General features: G+C 45.5%; 13 protein-coding genes. 8 read left to right on the top strand and 5 right to left on the bottom strand.

Translation table 11 applies throughout. The features are described from left to right. Nucleotides 1-340 precede the first annotated feature (340 nt). The 7 genes from priA to J6I44_RS20895 all read left to right on the top strand — a co-directional run bounded on the left by priA (nt 341) and on the right by J6I44_RS20895 (nt 10,024). A complete protein-coding gene (gene priA, locus J6I44_RS12225; RefSeq protein WP_265766421.1) occupies nt 341-2,776 on the top strand; it encodes a replication restart helicase PriA in 2,436 nt (811 codons plus the stop codon). A gap of 549 nt (nt 2,777-3,325) precedes the next feature. Beyond that, entirely contained in the window at nt 3,326-5,284 is a 1,959-nt protein-coding gene (locus J6I44_RS12220; RefSeq protein ID WP_265766420.1) for a glutamate-cysteine ligase family protein, read from the top strand. After that, nucleotides 5,262-6,209, top strand: coding sequence for a succinylglutamate desuccinylase/aspartoacylase domain-containing protein (locus J6I44_RS12215; RefSeq protein ID WP_265766419.1), 948 nt, complete (start codon nt 5,262-5,264; stop codon nt 6,207-6,209). The genes J6I44_RS12220 and J6I44_RS12215 overlap by 23 nt, the downstream gene beginning before the upstream one ends. Nucleotides 6,210-6,297: 88 nt before the next feature. Beyond that, nucleotides 6,298-7,143, top strand: coding sequence for an SMC-Scp complex subunit ScpB (scpB, locus tag J6I44_RS12210; RefSeq protein WP_265766418.1), 846 nt, complete (start codon nt 6,298-6,300; stop codon nt 7,141-7,143). Beyond that, nucleotides 7,118-7,933, top strand: coding sequence for a pseudouridine synthase (locus J6I44_RS12205; protein ID WP_265766417.1), 816 nt, complete (start codon nt 7,118-7,120; stop codon nt 7,931-7,933). Before scpB ends, J6I44_RS12205 begins: the two co-directional genes overlap by 26 nt. Nucleotides 7,934-7,955: 22 nt before the next feature. Then, complete coding sequence (locus J6I44_RS12200) at nt 7,956-8,825, top strand: alpha/beta hydrolase family protein (protein WP_265766416.1); 870 nt, start codon at nt 7,956-7,958, stop codon at nt 8,823-8,825. A 38-nt stretch (nt 8,826-8,863) separates the two neighbouring features. After that, nucleotides 8,864-10,024, top strand: a complete 1,161-nt coding sequence (locus J6I44_RS20895; protein WP_265766415.1) for a tetratricopeptide repeat protein — start codon at nt 8,864-8,866, stop codon at nt 10,022-10,024. A gap of 242 nt (nt 10,025-10,266) precedes the next feature. On the opposite strand, the gene J6I44_RS12190 is transcribed toward J6I44_RS20895, so the two are convergent. Then, nucleotides 10,267-10,956: a DUF4412 domain-containing protein gene (locus J6I44_RS12190; RefSeq protein WP_265766414.1), complete on the bottom strand. Its 690-nt coding sequence runs from the start codon at nt 10,954-10,956 to the stop codon at nt 10,267-10,269. 113 nt (nt 10,957-11,069) lie between these two features. Here J6I44_RS12190 and J6I44_RS12185 point away from each other — a divergent pair, with 113 nt between their 5' ends. After that, entirely contained in the window at nt 11,070-11,558 is a 489-nt protein-coding gene (locus tag J6I44_RS12185) for a metallophosphoesterase (protein ID WP_265766413.1), read from the top strand. A 40-nt stretch (nt 11,559-11,598) separates the two neighbouring features. On the opposite strand, the gene J6I44_RS12180 is transcribed toward J6I44_RS12185, so the two are convergent. The 4 genes from J6I44_RS12180 to J6I44_RS12165 all read right to left on the bottom strand — a co-directional run bounded on the left by J6I44_RS12180 (nt 11,599) and on the right by J6I44_RS12165 (nt 15,279). Beyond that, nucleotides 11,599-12,600, bottom strand: coding sequence for an isocitrate/isopropylmalate dehydrogenase family protein (locus tag J6I44_RS12180; RefSeq protein WP_350356704.1), 1,002 nt, complete (start codon nt 12,598-12,600; stop codon nt 11,599-11,601). Nucleotides 12,601-12,704: 104 nt separating this feature from the next. After that, complete coding sequence (locus J6I44_RS12175; RefSeq protein ID WP_350356698.1) at nt 12,705-13,697, bottom strand: zinc-dependent alcohol dehydrogenase family protein; 993 nt, start codon at nt 13,695-13,697, stop codon at nt 12,705-12,707. Nucleotides 13,698-13,715: 18 nt separating this feature from the next. Continuing rightward, entirely contained in the window at nt 13,716-14,147 is a 432-nt protein-coding gene (locus tag J6I44_RS12170) for a DoxX family protein (protein WP_265766411.1), read from the bottom strand. A gap of 13 nt (nt 14,148-14,160) precedes the next feature. Further along, the gene (locus J6I44_RS12165; protein ID WP_265766410.1) at nt 14,161-15,279 is read right to left on the bottom strand and encodes a PQQ-dependent sugar dehydrogenase; all 1,119 of its coding nucleotides are present in this window, start codon (nt 15,277-15,279) and stop codon (nt 14,161-14,163) included. Between the last annotated feature and the right edge of the window lie 23 nt (nt 15,280-15,302).

Below are 15,302 nucleotides of genomic sequence, written 5' to 3'. Positions count from 1 at the left end.
ATAGGCCGGGATGTCATCCCGGCTCACCTATTTTTAGGCAGGCATAAATTCTTTTGAGTCCACACTTCTGGGTTATAATCAACTATATTTCTCATCTTTCAATTAACATTGATTCACACCCGCAAAATGGATATGCTTGCTGCAGCATAGAGATTTGACATCATATATTACCAAAAAAGAAAACATAGTCTTATTTGGGAGATTAAATCGCTCTACTCTGAATATTTTGTTACTGGTTACCAGTTATTAGTGTTCAAGGAATGCTCAATACTAATTGCCTACTAGCGAATAACCAATAACTAATTCTACCAATTAACAAATAACAACCAAACTACTGAATTTGTCTACCTACGCTGATATTGTGTTTCCAACCGCGGTGCGACAGCCGTTTACCTACCAGCTTCCTGAAGAGTTTGTGTCATCAGCTGCTGTTGGTAAAAGAGTATGGGTTCCGTTACAGAAGCATAAAGCGATAGGATTTATTGTACATCTTCATGATCAGACGCCCTCCTTTAACACACGTCCCGTAGAGAAAGTATTGGATGAGGAACCAGTGCTATCTAAAGAATTACTCAGGCTCACGCAGTGGATCTATCGATTCTACTATTGCGGATGGGGTGAAGCTATCCAGGCGGCTTTACCCGTTGGGCTTAATTTTTATGCAGAGAAGAAGTTGCGGTCATCCGTAGAATCGCTACCGGATTACCTGGAAGAGCAGGAGCGTGAAATCGTACAAGAGATCCAAGCAAAAGGAAGCTATTTGGAAAAAGAAGCCAATAAGCGGTGGGGCGACCAAGCCATTAAGCGGTTAAAAGGGCAGAAGCTTCTGGAAGTCTGGGAAGAGCCGGCCGTTAAGATGGATCCCAGTACTGAGAATGTATGGAGATGGTCTGGCGATCAGTCGAAAGAAGAGGCCACAGAGTTGGTTAATTGTTACCTGGAAGACGGCAAAGAATACAAATGGATACAAGCTCTTAAACTCCTGACGGAGTTAGAGCTTCCGGATTTTCAGCGAGAACTGACCGATTATGACTTATTGGAATATTACACGCTGAATCGAATAGCCGAAGAGGGGTTGATTGAAGCCGAAGAAGTGGAATCCAACAATTTGAGTTTAAAGCATGAGCACGACCCCACACAATTGAAAACGTTAAATAAAGAGCAGGAAGAAGCATTTTCGGCCATAGAGAAGGCCATAGATGAGCAAGAGTTTGCTTCGTTCTTGCTTCATGGTATCACAGGGAGCGGTAAAACCGAAGTCTATATCCACGCCCTTAAGAAAGTGCTGGAGCAGGGAAAAGGCGGCTTGGTTTTAGTCCCTGAAATTGGGTTGACCCCACAGATCGTTAAGCGATTTTATATGATTTTTGGGGATGATATTGCGGTGCTCCACAGCAGGCTGACAAATCGAGAGCGTTATGATGCATGGAGAGCCCTACAGCAGGGAGAAAAGCGTATTGCCATTGGGGCACGCTCAGCTGTTTTTGCCCCGGTGCAGAATTTAGGGCTCATTGTGGTGGATGAAGAACATGATTCCTCATACAAGCAAAAAGATCCGGCTCCGCGTTACCACGGACGCGATGTGGCTATTATGCGTGCCCATATCAACGATGCGGTGACCGTGATGGGCTCGGCCACGCCCAGCATGGTTTCGTTGTATGGCGCCAAAAATGGAAAGAGCAAATTGCTTTCGTTGAAAGAACGTCCTTTTGAAGCAACATTACCCAAAGTGGAAGTGCTGGATCTGAAACAATACCGTTCGGCCATGCGGGGACCTATTGCCGTTCCATTATTTCAGGCGATAGAAAAGGCCTTGGAGCACGATGAGCAGGCTATTTTGCTTTACAATCGGCGCGGTTACTCTTCGTATCTGCAGTGTGGCCATTGTGGGGAAATACCCGAGTGTCCAAACTGTTCGGTAAGCCTGACCTTTCATAAATCTAAAAAGCAGCTGCGATGTCACTATTGCGGATACTCAGAGCGGGAGCCTCAGAAGTGTAAGGAATGTGGGCATAATGCTGTTGCACCCAAGGGTAGTGGTACGCAGCAGCTTGAGGAAAGTATAAGTGACTTATTTCCAGATGCTAAAACACTGCGCATGGATTATGATACCACATCGGGAAAAGATGCGCATGCACAAATTTTGAAGTCATTTGGACGAAAAGAAGCTGACATTTTAGTTGGAACCCAGATCGTGGGTAAAGGACTGGATTTTCCGGATGTAACAGTGGTAGGCGTTATTGATGCGGATACGGAACTGGCTTTTCCCTCATTTAGATCCGGGGAACGAATGTATCAGCTGCTGAGCCAGGTAGCGGGGCGATCAGGACGAGCAGGGAAAGAAGGCAGTGTCTTTTTCCAGACCTGGCAGCCCGACCATCCTGCTATACAGACGGCTAAAGACCATCATTTTGAGGCCTTTGCCGAGCAGGAATTAGCACAGCGTAAAATGTTACAATATCCGCCGTACTCGCGGATTATTAGATTTATTTTTAAAGGTAAAAGAGAGGAACGGGTCTATAAAGTGGCCACCACATTTACCGAAAGTTTAATGAACGTTCTGGGAAGCCCCGGACCCATATTGGGGCCGAGTCCGGCACCTATTGCGCGTATGCAGAACTACTATCGTTGGGAAAGCTTTGTCAAAATTAAGCCTGCGAATGGAGCTGGAGCAATAGAACAGCTCATTGACCGTACGTTTGAACAGTACAAGAAAGTGAAGCCAAACAAATCCAGCAGTGTACGTATCAATGTGAATGTAGATGCTTTGGAGTGATAGAAGAAGAGTATTAAGTATTGAGTTGAAAGTTTTTAGTGGTACGTTAGAGAACCTTTAGTATCCCGGAAACAGGAATCAGAATTTTTGTTCTCAACAGATTGCTTTTCTTAAGCACGTCTACTCATCGGATGAGTCCCCAAAGCTATTGTTCGGTATTGAGCTAAACCACTCATCCGATGAGTGATAAGCTTATTTTCTATTTGAGACTCCGGCAAAGTTATAATATGCCAATTGGCTATGGCGAGCGTCCACACTTGCTGTGTATGGCTCATCTGTCCGCAGGAAGGAATCCTCCCGCTCACTATCTTCCGTGTCTCCACAAAAGGATGCTGTTCTAATATGATGAAGGATTGAGGAGTCCAATGAGGCCAAACTTTACGTCCGACCGGCCGGGGTTGCGTTATAAGGTCGCAAGTTAGCTGTTTGGCGGGTTCTGAAAATCCTCCATACCCTAAGGCAATGAATAACCCGAAGGATCGCTTGCATTCTATCCCAGAAATTCGATTATTACAGCAGATTAACTCTTTATAACAGCAAGAGGTTTTTATGGGTGAGTCGAAGGTAAAATTGGCCGACAACCAGGAGGAAGTTCAGCGCTTCATGAAGTATGTGCTGAAAGATTTACGAGCGTTAGATCGAATGCTCAAAGAGGATGACTGGTTTGAAAGTGATCCTATCAGAATAGGTGCCGAGCAGGAGCTGTGCCTGGTCAACCAGCAAGCCAAAGCCTGGCCGCATGCTATGGAGATTTTGGATAGGCTGCAAAGTGAAGGAGCTGAAGGATTTACTACAGAATTTGCTAAGTTTAATCTGGAAATAAACTTAGAGCCGCTCGAATTTACGGCTGACTGTCTTTCTCATATGGAAGAAAACCTGCAGCAACAGGTGGATAAAGTCCGTTCAGTGACCGAAGATATGGGAGGGGAAATTTTGTTGACGGGTATTCTGCCGACGATTCGCAAGATGGATCTTGATCTTAAAAATATGACTCCTCTCCAGCGTTATCGGGCTCTTTGCCAAGCCATTAGTAAGCTGCGTGCCGAAGATTTTGATCTTCGTATCCAGGGGATGGATGAACTACTGATGCGATTCGACTCGCCTCTGTTGGAAGCCTGTAACACAGGGTTTCAGGTACATTTGCAAGTGGATCCCAAAGACTTTGTTACAAAATATAATATTGCTCAGCTTATAACAGCACCCGTTTTGGCGGGAGCTGTGGGTTCGCCCATTTTATTTGGAAAGCGGCTCTGGAATGAAACACGCATTGCGCTGTTTCAACAATCCGTGGACACCCGAACGGTGGGCGATCACCTGCGCGATAGCAGCCCGCGCGTTACCTTTGGCAACGAATGGGTTGAGGAAAGTATCTTGGATATTTTTCGAGAGGATACTGCACGCTACCGGGTTATGCTAAGTTCAGAAGTGACCGAAGATGTGGAAAAGCTTTTGGATGAAGGTACGCCTCCGGCTCTGCGTGCACTGCAAGTTCATAATGGCACGGTCTACCGATGGAACCGTCCGTGCTATGGCGTGGCCGACGGTCGTGCGCATCTGCGTATTGAAAATCGGATGCTCCCATCGGGCCCTACTGTTACTGATGAGGTAGCCAATGCGGCCTTCTGGCTGGGCCTGATGAATAAGATGGATGACTATTATCCAAATGTATCTGATAACATGGATTTTGATGATGTCCGGATGAATTTTGTGGCAGCTTCGAAGATGGGGCTCGACACAAAATTGCGCTGGTTCGACGATCAGCGGATTAATGTGGTGGACTTGATTTCTGAAGAGCTGTTGCCTATCGCCCGCGAAGGCCTGGAGGAAGCCGACATTGATAGCAGCGATATCAACAGTTACCTGGATATTATCCGTCGACGCGTAGAATCGGGGCAAACGGCCTCGAACTGGATGCTTTCCAACTATGCATCGCTGATGAAAGAAAATGAATCCAAAGAGCATACGCTGGCTGCTATAACAACAGCGATGATTAAAAATCAGAAGAAAGGAGAGCCCGTTCATAAATGGGGGCGTGCACGCATTGAGGACCTTGAGCACTGGCAGCCCTCCAGCCTGATTGTAGAAGAATTTATGACGACGGACCTGTTTACGGTCCAGAAAGATGATATTCTCGAGTTTGTTGCCAACCTGATTGACTGGCGGCATATTCAGTACGTACCGGTGGAAGACGATAAAAAACGATTGGAGGGACTGGTGACGATGCGTATGATTTTTAACGAGTATAGCGAGGCCGTTAACCAAGATGAAGAGGTCGGTGAAACCGTCGAAGATATTATGATCGATAACCCTATCACTATCCATCCGGAAGCCTCCATTATTGAAGCCATGGAGATTATGGAAAGCCAAGAAATAGGATGCCTGCCGGTGGTGAAAAATAATCGATTAGTTGGTATTATTACGGAACATAATTATATGAAAATTGCAGGGCGATTGTTGAAAGTGCTGCATTCAAATAGTGAGGTTAATGGATCATCTGATAGCACCTGAAGAAAGGGCAAAAACGGCTTCAAAAAGAATCATAGGTTCACTCAATGGGGCGCAGGATGGGCCCTTGCTCATCCTTATTGCAGGGTTGCACGGCAACGAGTCAGCCGGAGTTGCAGCCGTTGAAAATGTTTTGGCTAAGATTGAACAGACTTCGGCACCATTCTCCGGGAAAATATTTGCTATCCGAGCTAATCTGAGCGCCTTGAAAAAAAATGTGCGTTATATCGATGAGGACATGAACCGAATTTGGTTTCCTTCTATTATCGATGAAATACGTTCTACTCCTGAACATGCCATTGAGTCGAGTGAACGGCTTGAGATTAAACAGTTGCTGCATATCCTGGACCAGCTTAAAAATGAAACTCCCTATCCTACTATTTTAGCTGATGTTCATACCTTTTCGGCGGAAGGTTCAATGTTTACCCTACCCAATGTATCGCAGGATGAAATTGAGTTGCTTTCGAAAATATATGCTCCTATGGTGTTGGGGATTGGTGAATCGCTTCGGGGAACGCTTCTTAAATATTACCACCGCAAGGGCCTGCTTTCATTTGGCCTGGAAGGAGGACAGCATAAAAATAACTTGACAGAACAGAACATAACGGCTTTGCTGATGGTATTACTACAGGCTGCTGGTTGTATTGACAGTGATGATTACCCGGAGATGGATGATTACCGGGCCCACCTCAAACAGCAAACGCATAGGCTTCCGGTCAAGACGGAATTAGTGTATCAACATATCATCGAAGAGGGGGATGATTTTCAAATGCGACCTGATTACCACAACTTCCAGCGCATTAAGGAAGGAGAGTGGCTGGCTTCAGATCAAAATGGCAAAATTGTGGCCCAGTGTGATGGCTACATCCTAATGCCGTTGTACCAGTCCCAGGGTAATGATGGATTCTTCATCATCAAGGAGCAGTAGAATTAATCGGTAAACCCTTCAATTTTTGTTATTTTAGGCCTTTGACGTGGTTTCATGACAACCGCCAAACCATGATGTATGCAAAGTTATGAATGATTACGAATTTGTTGACGGCACGCGACTGTCTGCGGTCATAGAATCTCTTATTTTTACCAGTCCGGAACCTATCACACCGGAGCGTATTTGTGAAATTATTGCCAAGGGGGAAGAAAACCTGGGGCTGGAGACTGATGCTATAGAGCCTTTCGTGGATAAACTGAATCAGCGCTACGAAGAAAATGGATTAGCCTTTGAAATCGCCTTTGTAGGAGGTGGATTTACTTTTGCCACTAAAAAACGCTATGAGCCTTGGCTGAGTATCTTTCAGCATGAAAACGCCTACCGTAAACTTTCACAGTCGGCTATCGAAACGTTAGCCATCGTAGCGTACAAACAGCCGGTTACCAAGCCCGAAGTGGATGATATACGTGGCGTTGACTCCGGGTATATCCTGCGCCAACTGCTGGAGAAAGTGCTTATTGAAGTTTCCGGCCGCCTTGATGCTCCCGGAAAACCACTGCTCTATCGGACCAGCAAGTATTTCCTGAAGCATTTTGGCATTAACAGTATTGATGAGCTTCCCAAGCCTCGCGAGATTGAGGAGATCCTCAAAGATGATGATATGGCCGAACATCGGCAATTTCTGTTCGATCGGCAGCTTGAGCTTAAGGACCTGCAGGAGAAAGCGGAGGATGAAGATGCCGTAGAAACAGCCGTATCGCTGATTGATGCGGTTGAACATATTGATGAAGAGGAGGTGCCCGATCTGGAAGAGTTTACGGCCGAAGAGTTAATACTGGATGATGAAGAATCGGCTGATGAAGAGGAAGCAGAAGAAAATGAATTTGAACAAGAAGACTTTATAGAAAATGAGCCAGAAAAAGAAGAGGAATAGAAGAAGACGAAGGCCTAAAGAAGCCCCCCATGCCGTTGATCAGAATTATGGTGAGGAGGAAAAAATACGCCTGAATAAATATATTGCACACTGTGGGTTCTGTTCCCGTCGTAAGGCCGATGATTACATTGCAGCGGGCAAAGTAGAGGTCAACGGTGAGGTCGTCACCCAAATGGGCGTAAAAGTCCAGCGTAGCGATAAGGTTGTCGTGGAAGGCCAGCACCTGAGCCTCGAAAAGTTTGTTTATATCTTACTGAACAAACCCAAAGATACAATCACTACTACGGATGACCCCCGGAATCGTGATACGGTGATGGATAAGATTGAAGATGCCACGGGGAAGCGGGTCTATCCGGTGGGACGTCTCGATCGCCATACAATGGGGCTGCTACTGTTGACCAACGATGGAGACCTCGCCAACCGGTTGATGCATCCCAGTTATGAGGTACGCAAGATATATGAAGTTGAAACTGCTCGTAAACTGGAGGCCAAAGAACTGAAGCAGCTGGCACAGGGTATTGAGTTAGAAGATGGTTTTGCTCAGGCTAAGGACATAACCCGCATTTCGAATCAGAATAGTTTTGTGCTAACCGTTTTTGAGGGACGTAATCGTTTGGTCCGGCGTATGGTAGAGTACTTTGGTACGGAAGTCACCAAGTTAAAACGAGCGGATTATGCCGGCCTGAATTTAGATAACGTAAAGATGGGCCGTTGGCGATATCTGAAGAAGGGAGAAATTAATGCACTCCGTACCTTGGTAAATCTAAAGCCGCTGAATTTTAAAGGGTAAATTAAGTTTATAGCAATTGATCATGAAGCTATCAGGAGCTGTTGCATCCACCGAAGGGTTACCTATTTATTACGATTTGTACACGCCTGATTCTTTTGATAAGGGTGATGACTTACCCGTAATTCTGTTTGTGCATGGGTTTAAAGGGTTTAAAGACTGGGGCGCCTTCCCCGAAGCGTGTAAGCAGCTGAGTTCTGGGGGATTTGCGGTCCTCGCCATGAATTTTTCACTCAATGGCGTAGGCGAGAGTATGACAGAATTTGATCAGCTGGATCTTTTTGCTCGCGAAACGTTTAGCCAGGATTTAGATGATATTGGTTCTGTGGTTACAGCGCTTAAGGAAGACAGCATAGAACTGCCGGAAGATTGTAGCCTGGAGACCGAAAATATTGGCATCCTGGGGCACTCTCGCGGTGGGCACACGGCAACGACGGCTGCAGCCGAATATTCGGAAATAAAGTGCTTGGTAACGTGGTCAGCCGTGGCCGATTACAAAGAACGATGGAGTAGTAATCCGCTCATGGTTGCAGATTGGGAAGAGGGGGGCGTAACAGAAATAAAGAATGGTCGTACCGGGCAGATGATGCCGTTAAAAAAGATTGTATTTGAGGATATCCTGGAAAATGCGGATCGATTGGTAGCTGTGAAACGCGTTGAAGAATTGAGCTCACCGGCCTTGTTTATACATTCCAGGGGGGACGAGGGAGTGTCATACAAGGAGGCAGAGAAACTGTATGGGCATTGTTCTTCTGAGTATAAAGAGCTACAGCTAATGCCGGATTCTGGCCATACCTTTGATACTTCCCATCCTTATGATGGCGGAGATCTGCCTTCAACGTTCCAGAAGGTGCTGAAAAACACGGGGCAATGGTTTAAAAATCATTTACAATAAGCATGGTTATCTAAAGTTATTGAGATAAAAAAACGCCGGTGAAACGAATAAAGCATTTTCTTCTAATACTAATTGGCATCTTTTGGTCAATATCCGCTTCGGCACAGATGCCGGAGTTGGTTAATAGCGACCAGTTTCGACCGGATGCCAAGGCTGCCGTCGATTCTATTTATAATTTTCAGTTTGATGGCGCCGATCGGGTTTTAAGTCCATGGAAAGAGAAATATCCTTCCCACCCGTTATGGTCCCTCATAGAAGGCATGAAATTTTGGTGGCAGGTGCTGTCAGATTTAGAAGATCAGTCAAATGACAAGCAGTTTGTGAACATGATGAAGAAGGCGAACTATCAGGCTGGTAAGTTGCTTCATCGCCAATCTTCGCATGCCGATGCACTTATCATTCAGGCGATTAGCAACGGCTATATCGGCCGGCAGTATTCGAACCGAGAAGAATGGATCACCAGCCTCAACTATGCACGCAAGGCGATGGGCACCTACGAATATTTATTGGAAAAAGAGCCTGACATGCCGGATTTGAAGCTTGCCCAAGGGCTCAAACTCTATTATGCGGCCTATCTTCCCGAAGCATATCCCGTGGTGAAAACCGTATCATGGTTTTTACCTGACGGTGACAAAGAAAAAGGGTTAAACTTTATTCATGAGGCATCCGAACAGGCTATATTTGCCCGGGCTGAGGCCACCTATTTTTTGGGGAATATTAATTATAATTATGAAAACAATTATAAGGCGGCCGTCCAACATTTTGAGAAGCTACATCGGCAGTATCCTCGAAATAATTACTACGCCCGTATTCTGGTAAAGAACTATTATCAGCGTGATCGATACGACCAAGCGCTTAAGTTTATTGACCAGACACTGGAGCGCTGGGAAAGGGATGATTTGCCGTTTGAAAAGGTTATGAAGGAAGAGCTTCTAACCTGGAAAGGACGTATACTGGAGAGAAGAGGAAATCATCAGCAAGCTTTGAAGCTTTATAAACAAGCCTTTGAAATTGGAAAAAAGTTGCCTAACACAAAGGGGCGCGATTTTTGGGTGACCTCTGGTTATTCCGCTGGTAAGCTTTTACACTGGCAGCATAAAGATGATGAAGCTAAGTCGTACTTAAAAGAAGCAGCCGAGTCGGAAGTAAGCTCAGACTACCGGGAAGAAGCTCAAAAGTTGTTATCCCAAATAGATTGACAAATTTTTGATACGTAGTGTAAAAAGAGCACTTTTCAAAACTACTGCTTCTTGTCATTCTGAACTCGTTTCAGAATCTCATATACTTGTGGGAGTTTTCTCAAAAGAGATCCTGATCTCGACTACTCGGGAGGGACAGGATAACGAGCCCAGTTTTGGCAAGCCTTCAAATATTCCTCAGACTTTTAGATAAGTTGTTCATTTCCCCGGCCCCCGAAACTTCCGAAGTGCCGGGGAGGCACCTAATTATTACGTTGCTTCATCATCTGTTTCATCATGCCGCTCATATCCCGGTATCCTTGAGGAACTTCGAATAACTCATCCGAGAGTGATTTTTCTTCAATCTTGGTCGCTCGCATTTGGACGGTCTCGTTTCCGCCTGACTGTTCAATTACTTCGAGGGGCATGAAGCCTTCGGCGATAATCTCTTTGGCCCAGTCTGGCGCATTTTGTTTGGCCATGGGATTACCCGGGGTCATAAAGGTGCCGAGGTCATTGGCCATGCACATGGTAAGTTTCTCGTCATTATCGTTGGCAATGTTCCAGATTTCGCAATCATGACCAGCGATTTCTTTGGTTTGGCCCGTTTTTTCCACTTCCGATTTATCCCATTTACTATCATAGTTACTTTCTTGGGACATATCAGTCATATCCATGCTCATATAGCTTTTCATCTGATCCATGATAAACGTCATTTTTGACTCGTCAGGCTTGTAAAGCATAGCTCCCGACTGTGGACCCATACCAAACTCCATCCGGATCTTGCCATTCTTGATCATGTACTGGATGTCATCCATATTTTGCTGTTCCATTTTATCAAATTGATAATGGATGACACCTTCAAAGTCTTGTGCTATTGCGTTAAATCCCAGGCTCAGAACGAGACATAATCCTAAAGTGAAGATGCAAAAAACCGATTTTAAATATTTCATAATTTCTCCTTAATTGAATGTTAGGTACTCTGTGTCAGTATCTATGGTTAGTTATATCCATTAAAGTATACGTATTAAATTAAACAGATAGTTCGAAATAACAGAAAAATCTCATGCTCATAGGTCTTATTTCAGATTCGCACGATCATATTCCGCATGCGGAAAAAACGGCACGGATTTTTAAAGATCGGAAAGTAGAGTTGGTCCTTCATGCCGGGGATTACTGTAGCCCATTTATGATTCCTGTTTTTAAGGGGGTACCTTTGAAGGGCGTGTTCGGAAATAATGACGGTGATAAGTACCTGCTTATGAAGAAGTTTCAATCTATTGGCGCCGAATTGATGGGCTCCTTTGGTGATATAACGGTGGATGAGCGCCGGATTGCCCTCTATCATGGCACGGATGTCCCTATTACAGAGGCACTGGAGCAATCCGGTAATTTCGATGTGGTAATCACCGGGCATACTCACCAGAAAAAACAAGAAAGAATAAGTGGGACGCTGTCCATAAACCCCGGGACCGCCCACGGCTTCGGGGAAGAGGCCTCGATTGCCCTGCTGAACACTTCTTCGCTTGAAGTAGAGTTTGTTGACTTATCATAGTCCGTATTGCGTATTGTATTTAACCTACACCCAATACGTACTACGCTAAACGCTCACAGACAGCTTCGGTAAAAGTTGTGGTAGAGCCGCTTCCACCGATATCAGGAGTGCAAACAGATTTATCAGCCAGCGTTTCATAGATGGCCTGGCGGATGGTGTCGGCTACTTCTTGCTCGCCAATATATTCAAGCAGCATCAGTGAAGAGAGTAAGAAAGCAATAGGATTGGCTTTGTTTTGTCCTGCAATATCTGGAGCGGAACCGTGAACAGCTTCAAAGATAGCCGCGTCATCACCAATGTTGGCAGCGCCAGTCAGGCCAAGTCCGCCGACTAATCCCGATGCGAGGTCGGAGAGAATATCGCCGAATAGGTTGGTTGTTACGATGACGTCATATTTATTAGGATACATTACCATCTGCATGGCCATGTTATCTACAATAAGATCTTCATATTCAATCTCAGGGTATTCTGCAGCAATTTGTTCGCCTACTTCCATAAACAGTCCACAAGTATATTTTAGGATGTTCGCCTTATGGACCAGAGTAACCTTTTTGCGACCATTATTCTTGGCATATTCGAAAGCGGCACGAACAATTTTTTCGCTGGCTTCACGAGTTACTACTGCAATACTTTCGGCGTGCTCGTCTTCTTGAATCCATTTTTCTTTACCAATATATAACCCTTCGGTATTTTCCCGAAACATCACCAGGTCGATATTATCGAATCGGCTTTCGATATGCGGAAGTGTTTTTGCCGGACGGATATTGCTGTGGAGCTTAAATTTTTTACGCAAAGCTACGTTTATTGAACGAAAACTGGCTCCAACAGGGGTTGTTAATGGTCCCTTTAAGGCTATTCTATATTTTTTTATGGCTTCCAGGGTCTCTTCTGGCAGTGGATTGCCTAATTCTTCATGTGCGCTTAGGCCGGCCGAGCATTCAATCCAGTTGATGGGGGCTTTGGCCTCTTGAAAGATAGTAGTTACAGCCTTGGTGATTTCAGGGCCTATGCCGTCTCCGGGAATAAGTACGATGTCGTGCATAAAAAGGTATGGTTTATCGGGAATTTGTGTTATCCAGTCGCTCTTGGTTAGCTTCAAAGATATGAATTATACAGAGTGAATTCACGAATAAACTGAGCGCTGAATCAATCGGGATTTATAGCCAGTACGGCCGAGCCTTCGAGGTCGCCCGCCCGAAGATCATCGAGTGCTTGGTTTGCTTGGGCCAGGGGGTAAGTGGTAACGGTCGAATGGATGGGCACCTTTGGTGCGAGCTGCATGAATTCAAGGCCATCCTGGCGAGTTAGATTGGCAACAGACTCAATAGAACGTTCGCCCCAGAGATCACTATAGGGAAAGCTTGGGATGTCGCTCATGTGGATGCCGGCACAAATAACCTTCCCTCCCTTTTTTATAGCTTTCAGGGCTTGGGGCACTAAATGTCCGGCCGGGGCAAAGATGATGGCCGCATCCAGTTTTTGAGGCGGTAGGGTTTCAGAACCACCGCCCCATGTAGCGCCAAGGGAACGGGCAAATTGTTGTCCTCTGGCATCGCCGGGACGGGTAAAGGCATATACCTTCCTATCCTGGTGGAGGGCGACTTGCGTTAAAATGTGAGCTGCGGAACCGAATCCATAAAAGCCAAGGGTTCGAGCATCGTCAGCTTTGCGGAGGGATCGGTAGCCAATGAGGCCAGCACAAAGTAGCGGAGCAGCTTGATTAGCTGGATAGCCATCCGGAATCGGAAAACAAAAGCGGGCATTAGCGGTTGCAAACTCAGCAAATCCACCATTTATTTGATAACCTGTAAATTGGGCGTTATCGCAGAGGTTTTCTTGGTCATTTTTACAAAATGTACAGTGTTCACAGGTGTACCCAAGCCATGGCACACCTACCTTGTCTCCAATCTTAAAGCCTGTGACGTGTTTGCCAACTTTGTGAACGGTGCCTACAATTTGATGTCCCAGGATGAGGGGAAGCTTTGGATACTGCAGTTCGTGGTCTACAATGTGAAGGTCGGTACGACAAATGCCACAACTTTGTACTTTAAGCAGTAACTGGTGTTCTTCAACTTTAGGGACGGGAAGGTCTCGGAGCTCCAGTGGCTCACCAACAGTATGTAAGACCATGGCTTTCACAATAGCATAGGATGGTGTTTAGTACCGGCGTCGACGTTTTTCCAATTTTTTGTCGAGGCTGTATGGACCGGGACGAATAAATAACAGGCTTAAAAATACGATAGCAAGTTCAATGCTGTGGGAGTATGCTGTAAAAGGGTCCCCGGAGGCGATATGTGTGATGGCAGCAACAATCATCACAATAATTAAAAGGATAAGACTTGGTGTAAAAAACAGCCCTAACATAAGAAAAAGTCCACCAAAAAATTCGGTAATACCAGCCATAAAGCCAAAAAACATGGGGGCAAAATCGATGCCGATAACTTGTAAGGTTGATCCAACTTGAGTCCACATTTCTGGACCTCCGAAAACTTTAGGATATCCATGTAACATAAACATAATCCCCAGGCCCACACGCAATATAAGGATTCCGATATTGCGTAGTTTTTTTTGTCGTTGGGTTCGTAGCATGTAGTAAAATCGATTAAGAGTTATAAGTTATACGATAAATAATGCCTTTATGGTCGTCTGAAATAAGTACTGATCCGTCATTTAATTGCAAAAGATCTACCGGCCGACCCCAAACGGCATCATTGCCTTGTAGCCATCCGCTGATGAATGGTTGGTAAGAGTCTGGGCTACCATTTCTTAAGGAAACCCTTGTAATACGATACCCAATTTTATCACTTCTGTTCCAGCTTCCATGTTCTGCAATAAGGATTTGATTTTTATAGTCTTGCGGAAACATCTGGCCTGTATAAAAAATCATTCCCAAGGGAGCTACGTGCGGCCCCAGCTCTTGTGCCGGGGCACGAAAGGGTTGGTCCATCCCTTTCCCCTGGCCCCCAAACTCCGGATCCCAGATATCAGTTCCATGTTTATAGGGGTATCCAAAATGTTGGCCTTCTTCAGTAAGATGATTCAGCTCGCAAGGCGGTCGGTTATCGCCCAGCCAGTCTCGGCCGTTATCGGTAAACCATAAGTCCCCGGTTTCAGGATGCCAGTCGAAGCCGACCGAATTGCGTACGCCATGGGCAATAACTTCACGTTCTGTTCCATCTGGATTAATCCGTGTGATGCTGGCAAAGAGCTCATTCTCTGACTTACAAATATTGCAAGGGGCACCCACCGGCACATAAAGCTTGCCATCCGGACCAAAAGCGATAAATTTCCATCCGTGGTGGCCTTCGCTGGGATAAGAGTCGGTGACAACAACCGGCTCAGGGGGGTGAGCAAATTGTTCATCAATATTATCATAACGCAGAATCCGATTAATAGCTCCCACATAAAGCGAACCATTACGGTAGGCTATTCCACTGGGAGACCGAAGATCTTCATCAATAGTATAAACGGTATCGGCTTTGAAATCATTATTCCCATCAACGATAGCATAAATGTTACCTGCCCCGCGGCTGCCTGCATAGATGATTCCATCTTGACCCATGACCATCTGGCGGGCATTGGGTACATCACTGGCATAAATTTCTGCGGAAAATCCATCGGGTAGCTGTAGGTTGCTAATGATTTGTTGGGCATTATTTTGCGCATTAGTGCAGCTACTTAGCACAAAGCAGGTAAGTACAGCAAAATATGCAATTATCATTGGTTTAGATGCAGGCACAACAA

Origin of the sequence: Fodinibius salsisoli (genome assembly GCF_026229185.1) — a bacterium.
In the GTDB taxonomy this organism is placed as follows: domain Bacteria; phylum Bacteroidota; class Rhodothermia; order Balneolales; family Balneolaceae; genus Fodinibius; species Fodinibius salsisoli.
The sequence above is the reverse complement of the archived record's forward strand: the minus strand, read 5'-3'. Positions and strand labels throughout refer to the sequence as shown.

What these genes read in the sequence shown, in the direction of transcription:
- J6I44_RS12165 (WP_265766410.1), bottom strand. Translation starts at nt 15,279, where the DNA reads ATGATAATTGCATATTTTGCTGTACTTACCTGCTTTGTGCTAAGTAGC.
- J6I44_RS12170 (WP_265766411.1), bottom strand. Translation starts at nt 14,147, where the DNA reads ATGCTACGAACCCAACGACAAAAAAAACTACGCAATATCGGAATCCTT.
- J6I44_RS12185 (WP_265766413.1), top strand. Translation starts at nt 11,070, where the DNA reads ATGCTCATAGGTCTTATTTCAGATTCGCACGATCATATTCCGCATGCG.
- scpB (WP_265766418.1), top strand. Translation starts at nt 6,298, where the DNA reads ATGAATGATTACGAATTTGTTGACGGCACGCGACTGTCTGCGGTCATA.
- J6I44_RS12205 (WP_265766417.1), top strand. Translation starts at nt 7,118, where the DNA reads ATGAGCCAGAAAAAGAAGAGGAATAGAAGAAGACGAAGGCCTAAAGAA.
- J6I44_RS12180 (WP_350356704.1), bottom strand. Translation starts at nt 12,600, where the DNA reads ATGCACGACATCGTACTTATTCCCGGAGACGGCATAGGCCCTGAAATC.
- J6I44_RS12215 (WP_265766419.1), top strand. Translation starts at nt 5,262, where the DNA reads ATGGATCATCTGATAGCACCTGAAGAAAGGGCAAAAACGGCTTCAAAA.
- J6I44_RS12220 (WP_265766420.1), top strand. Translation starts at nt 3,326, where the DNA reads ATGGGTGAGTCGAAGGTAAAATTGGCCGACAACCAGGAGGAAGTTCAG.
- J6I44_RS12200 (WP_265766416.1), top strand. Translation starts at nt 7,956, where the DNA reads ATGAAGCTATCAGGAGCTGTTGCATCCACCGAAGGGTTACCTATTTAT.
- J6I44_RS12190 (WP_265766414.1), bottom strand. Translation starts at nt 10,956, where the DNA reads ATGAAATATTTAAAATCGGTTTTTTGCATCTTCACTTTAGGATTATGT.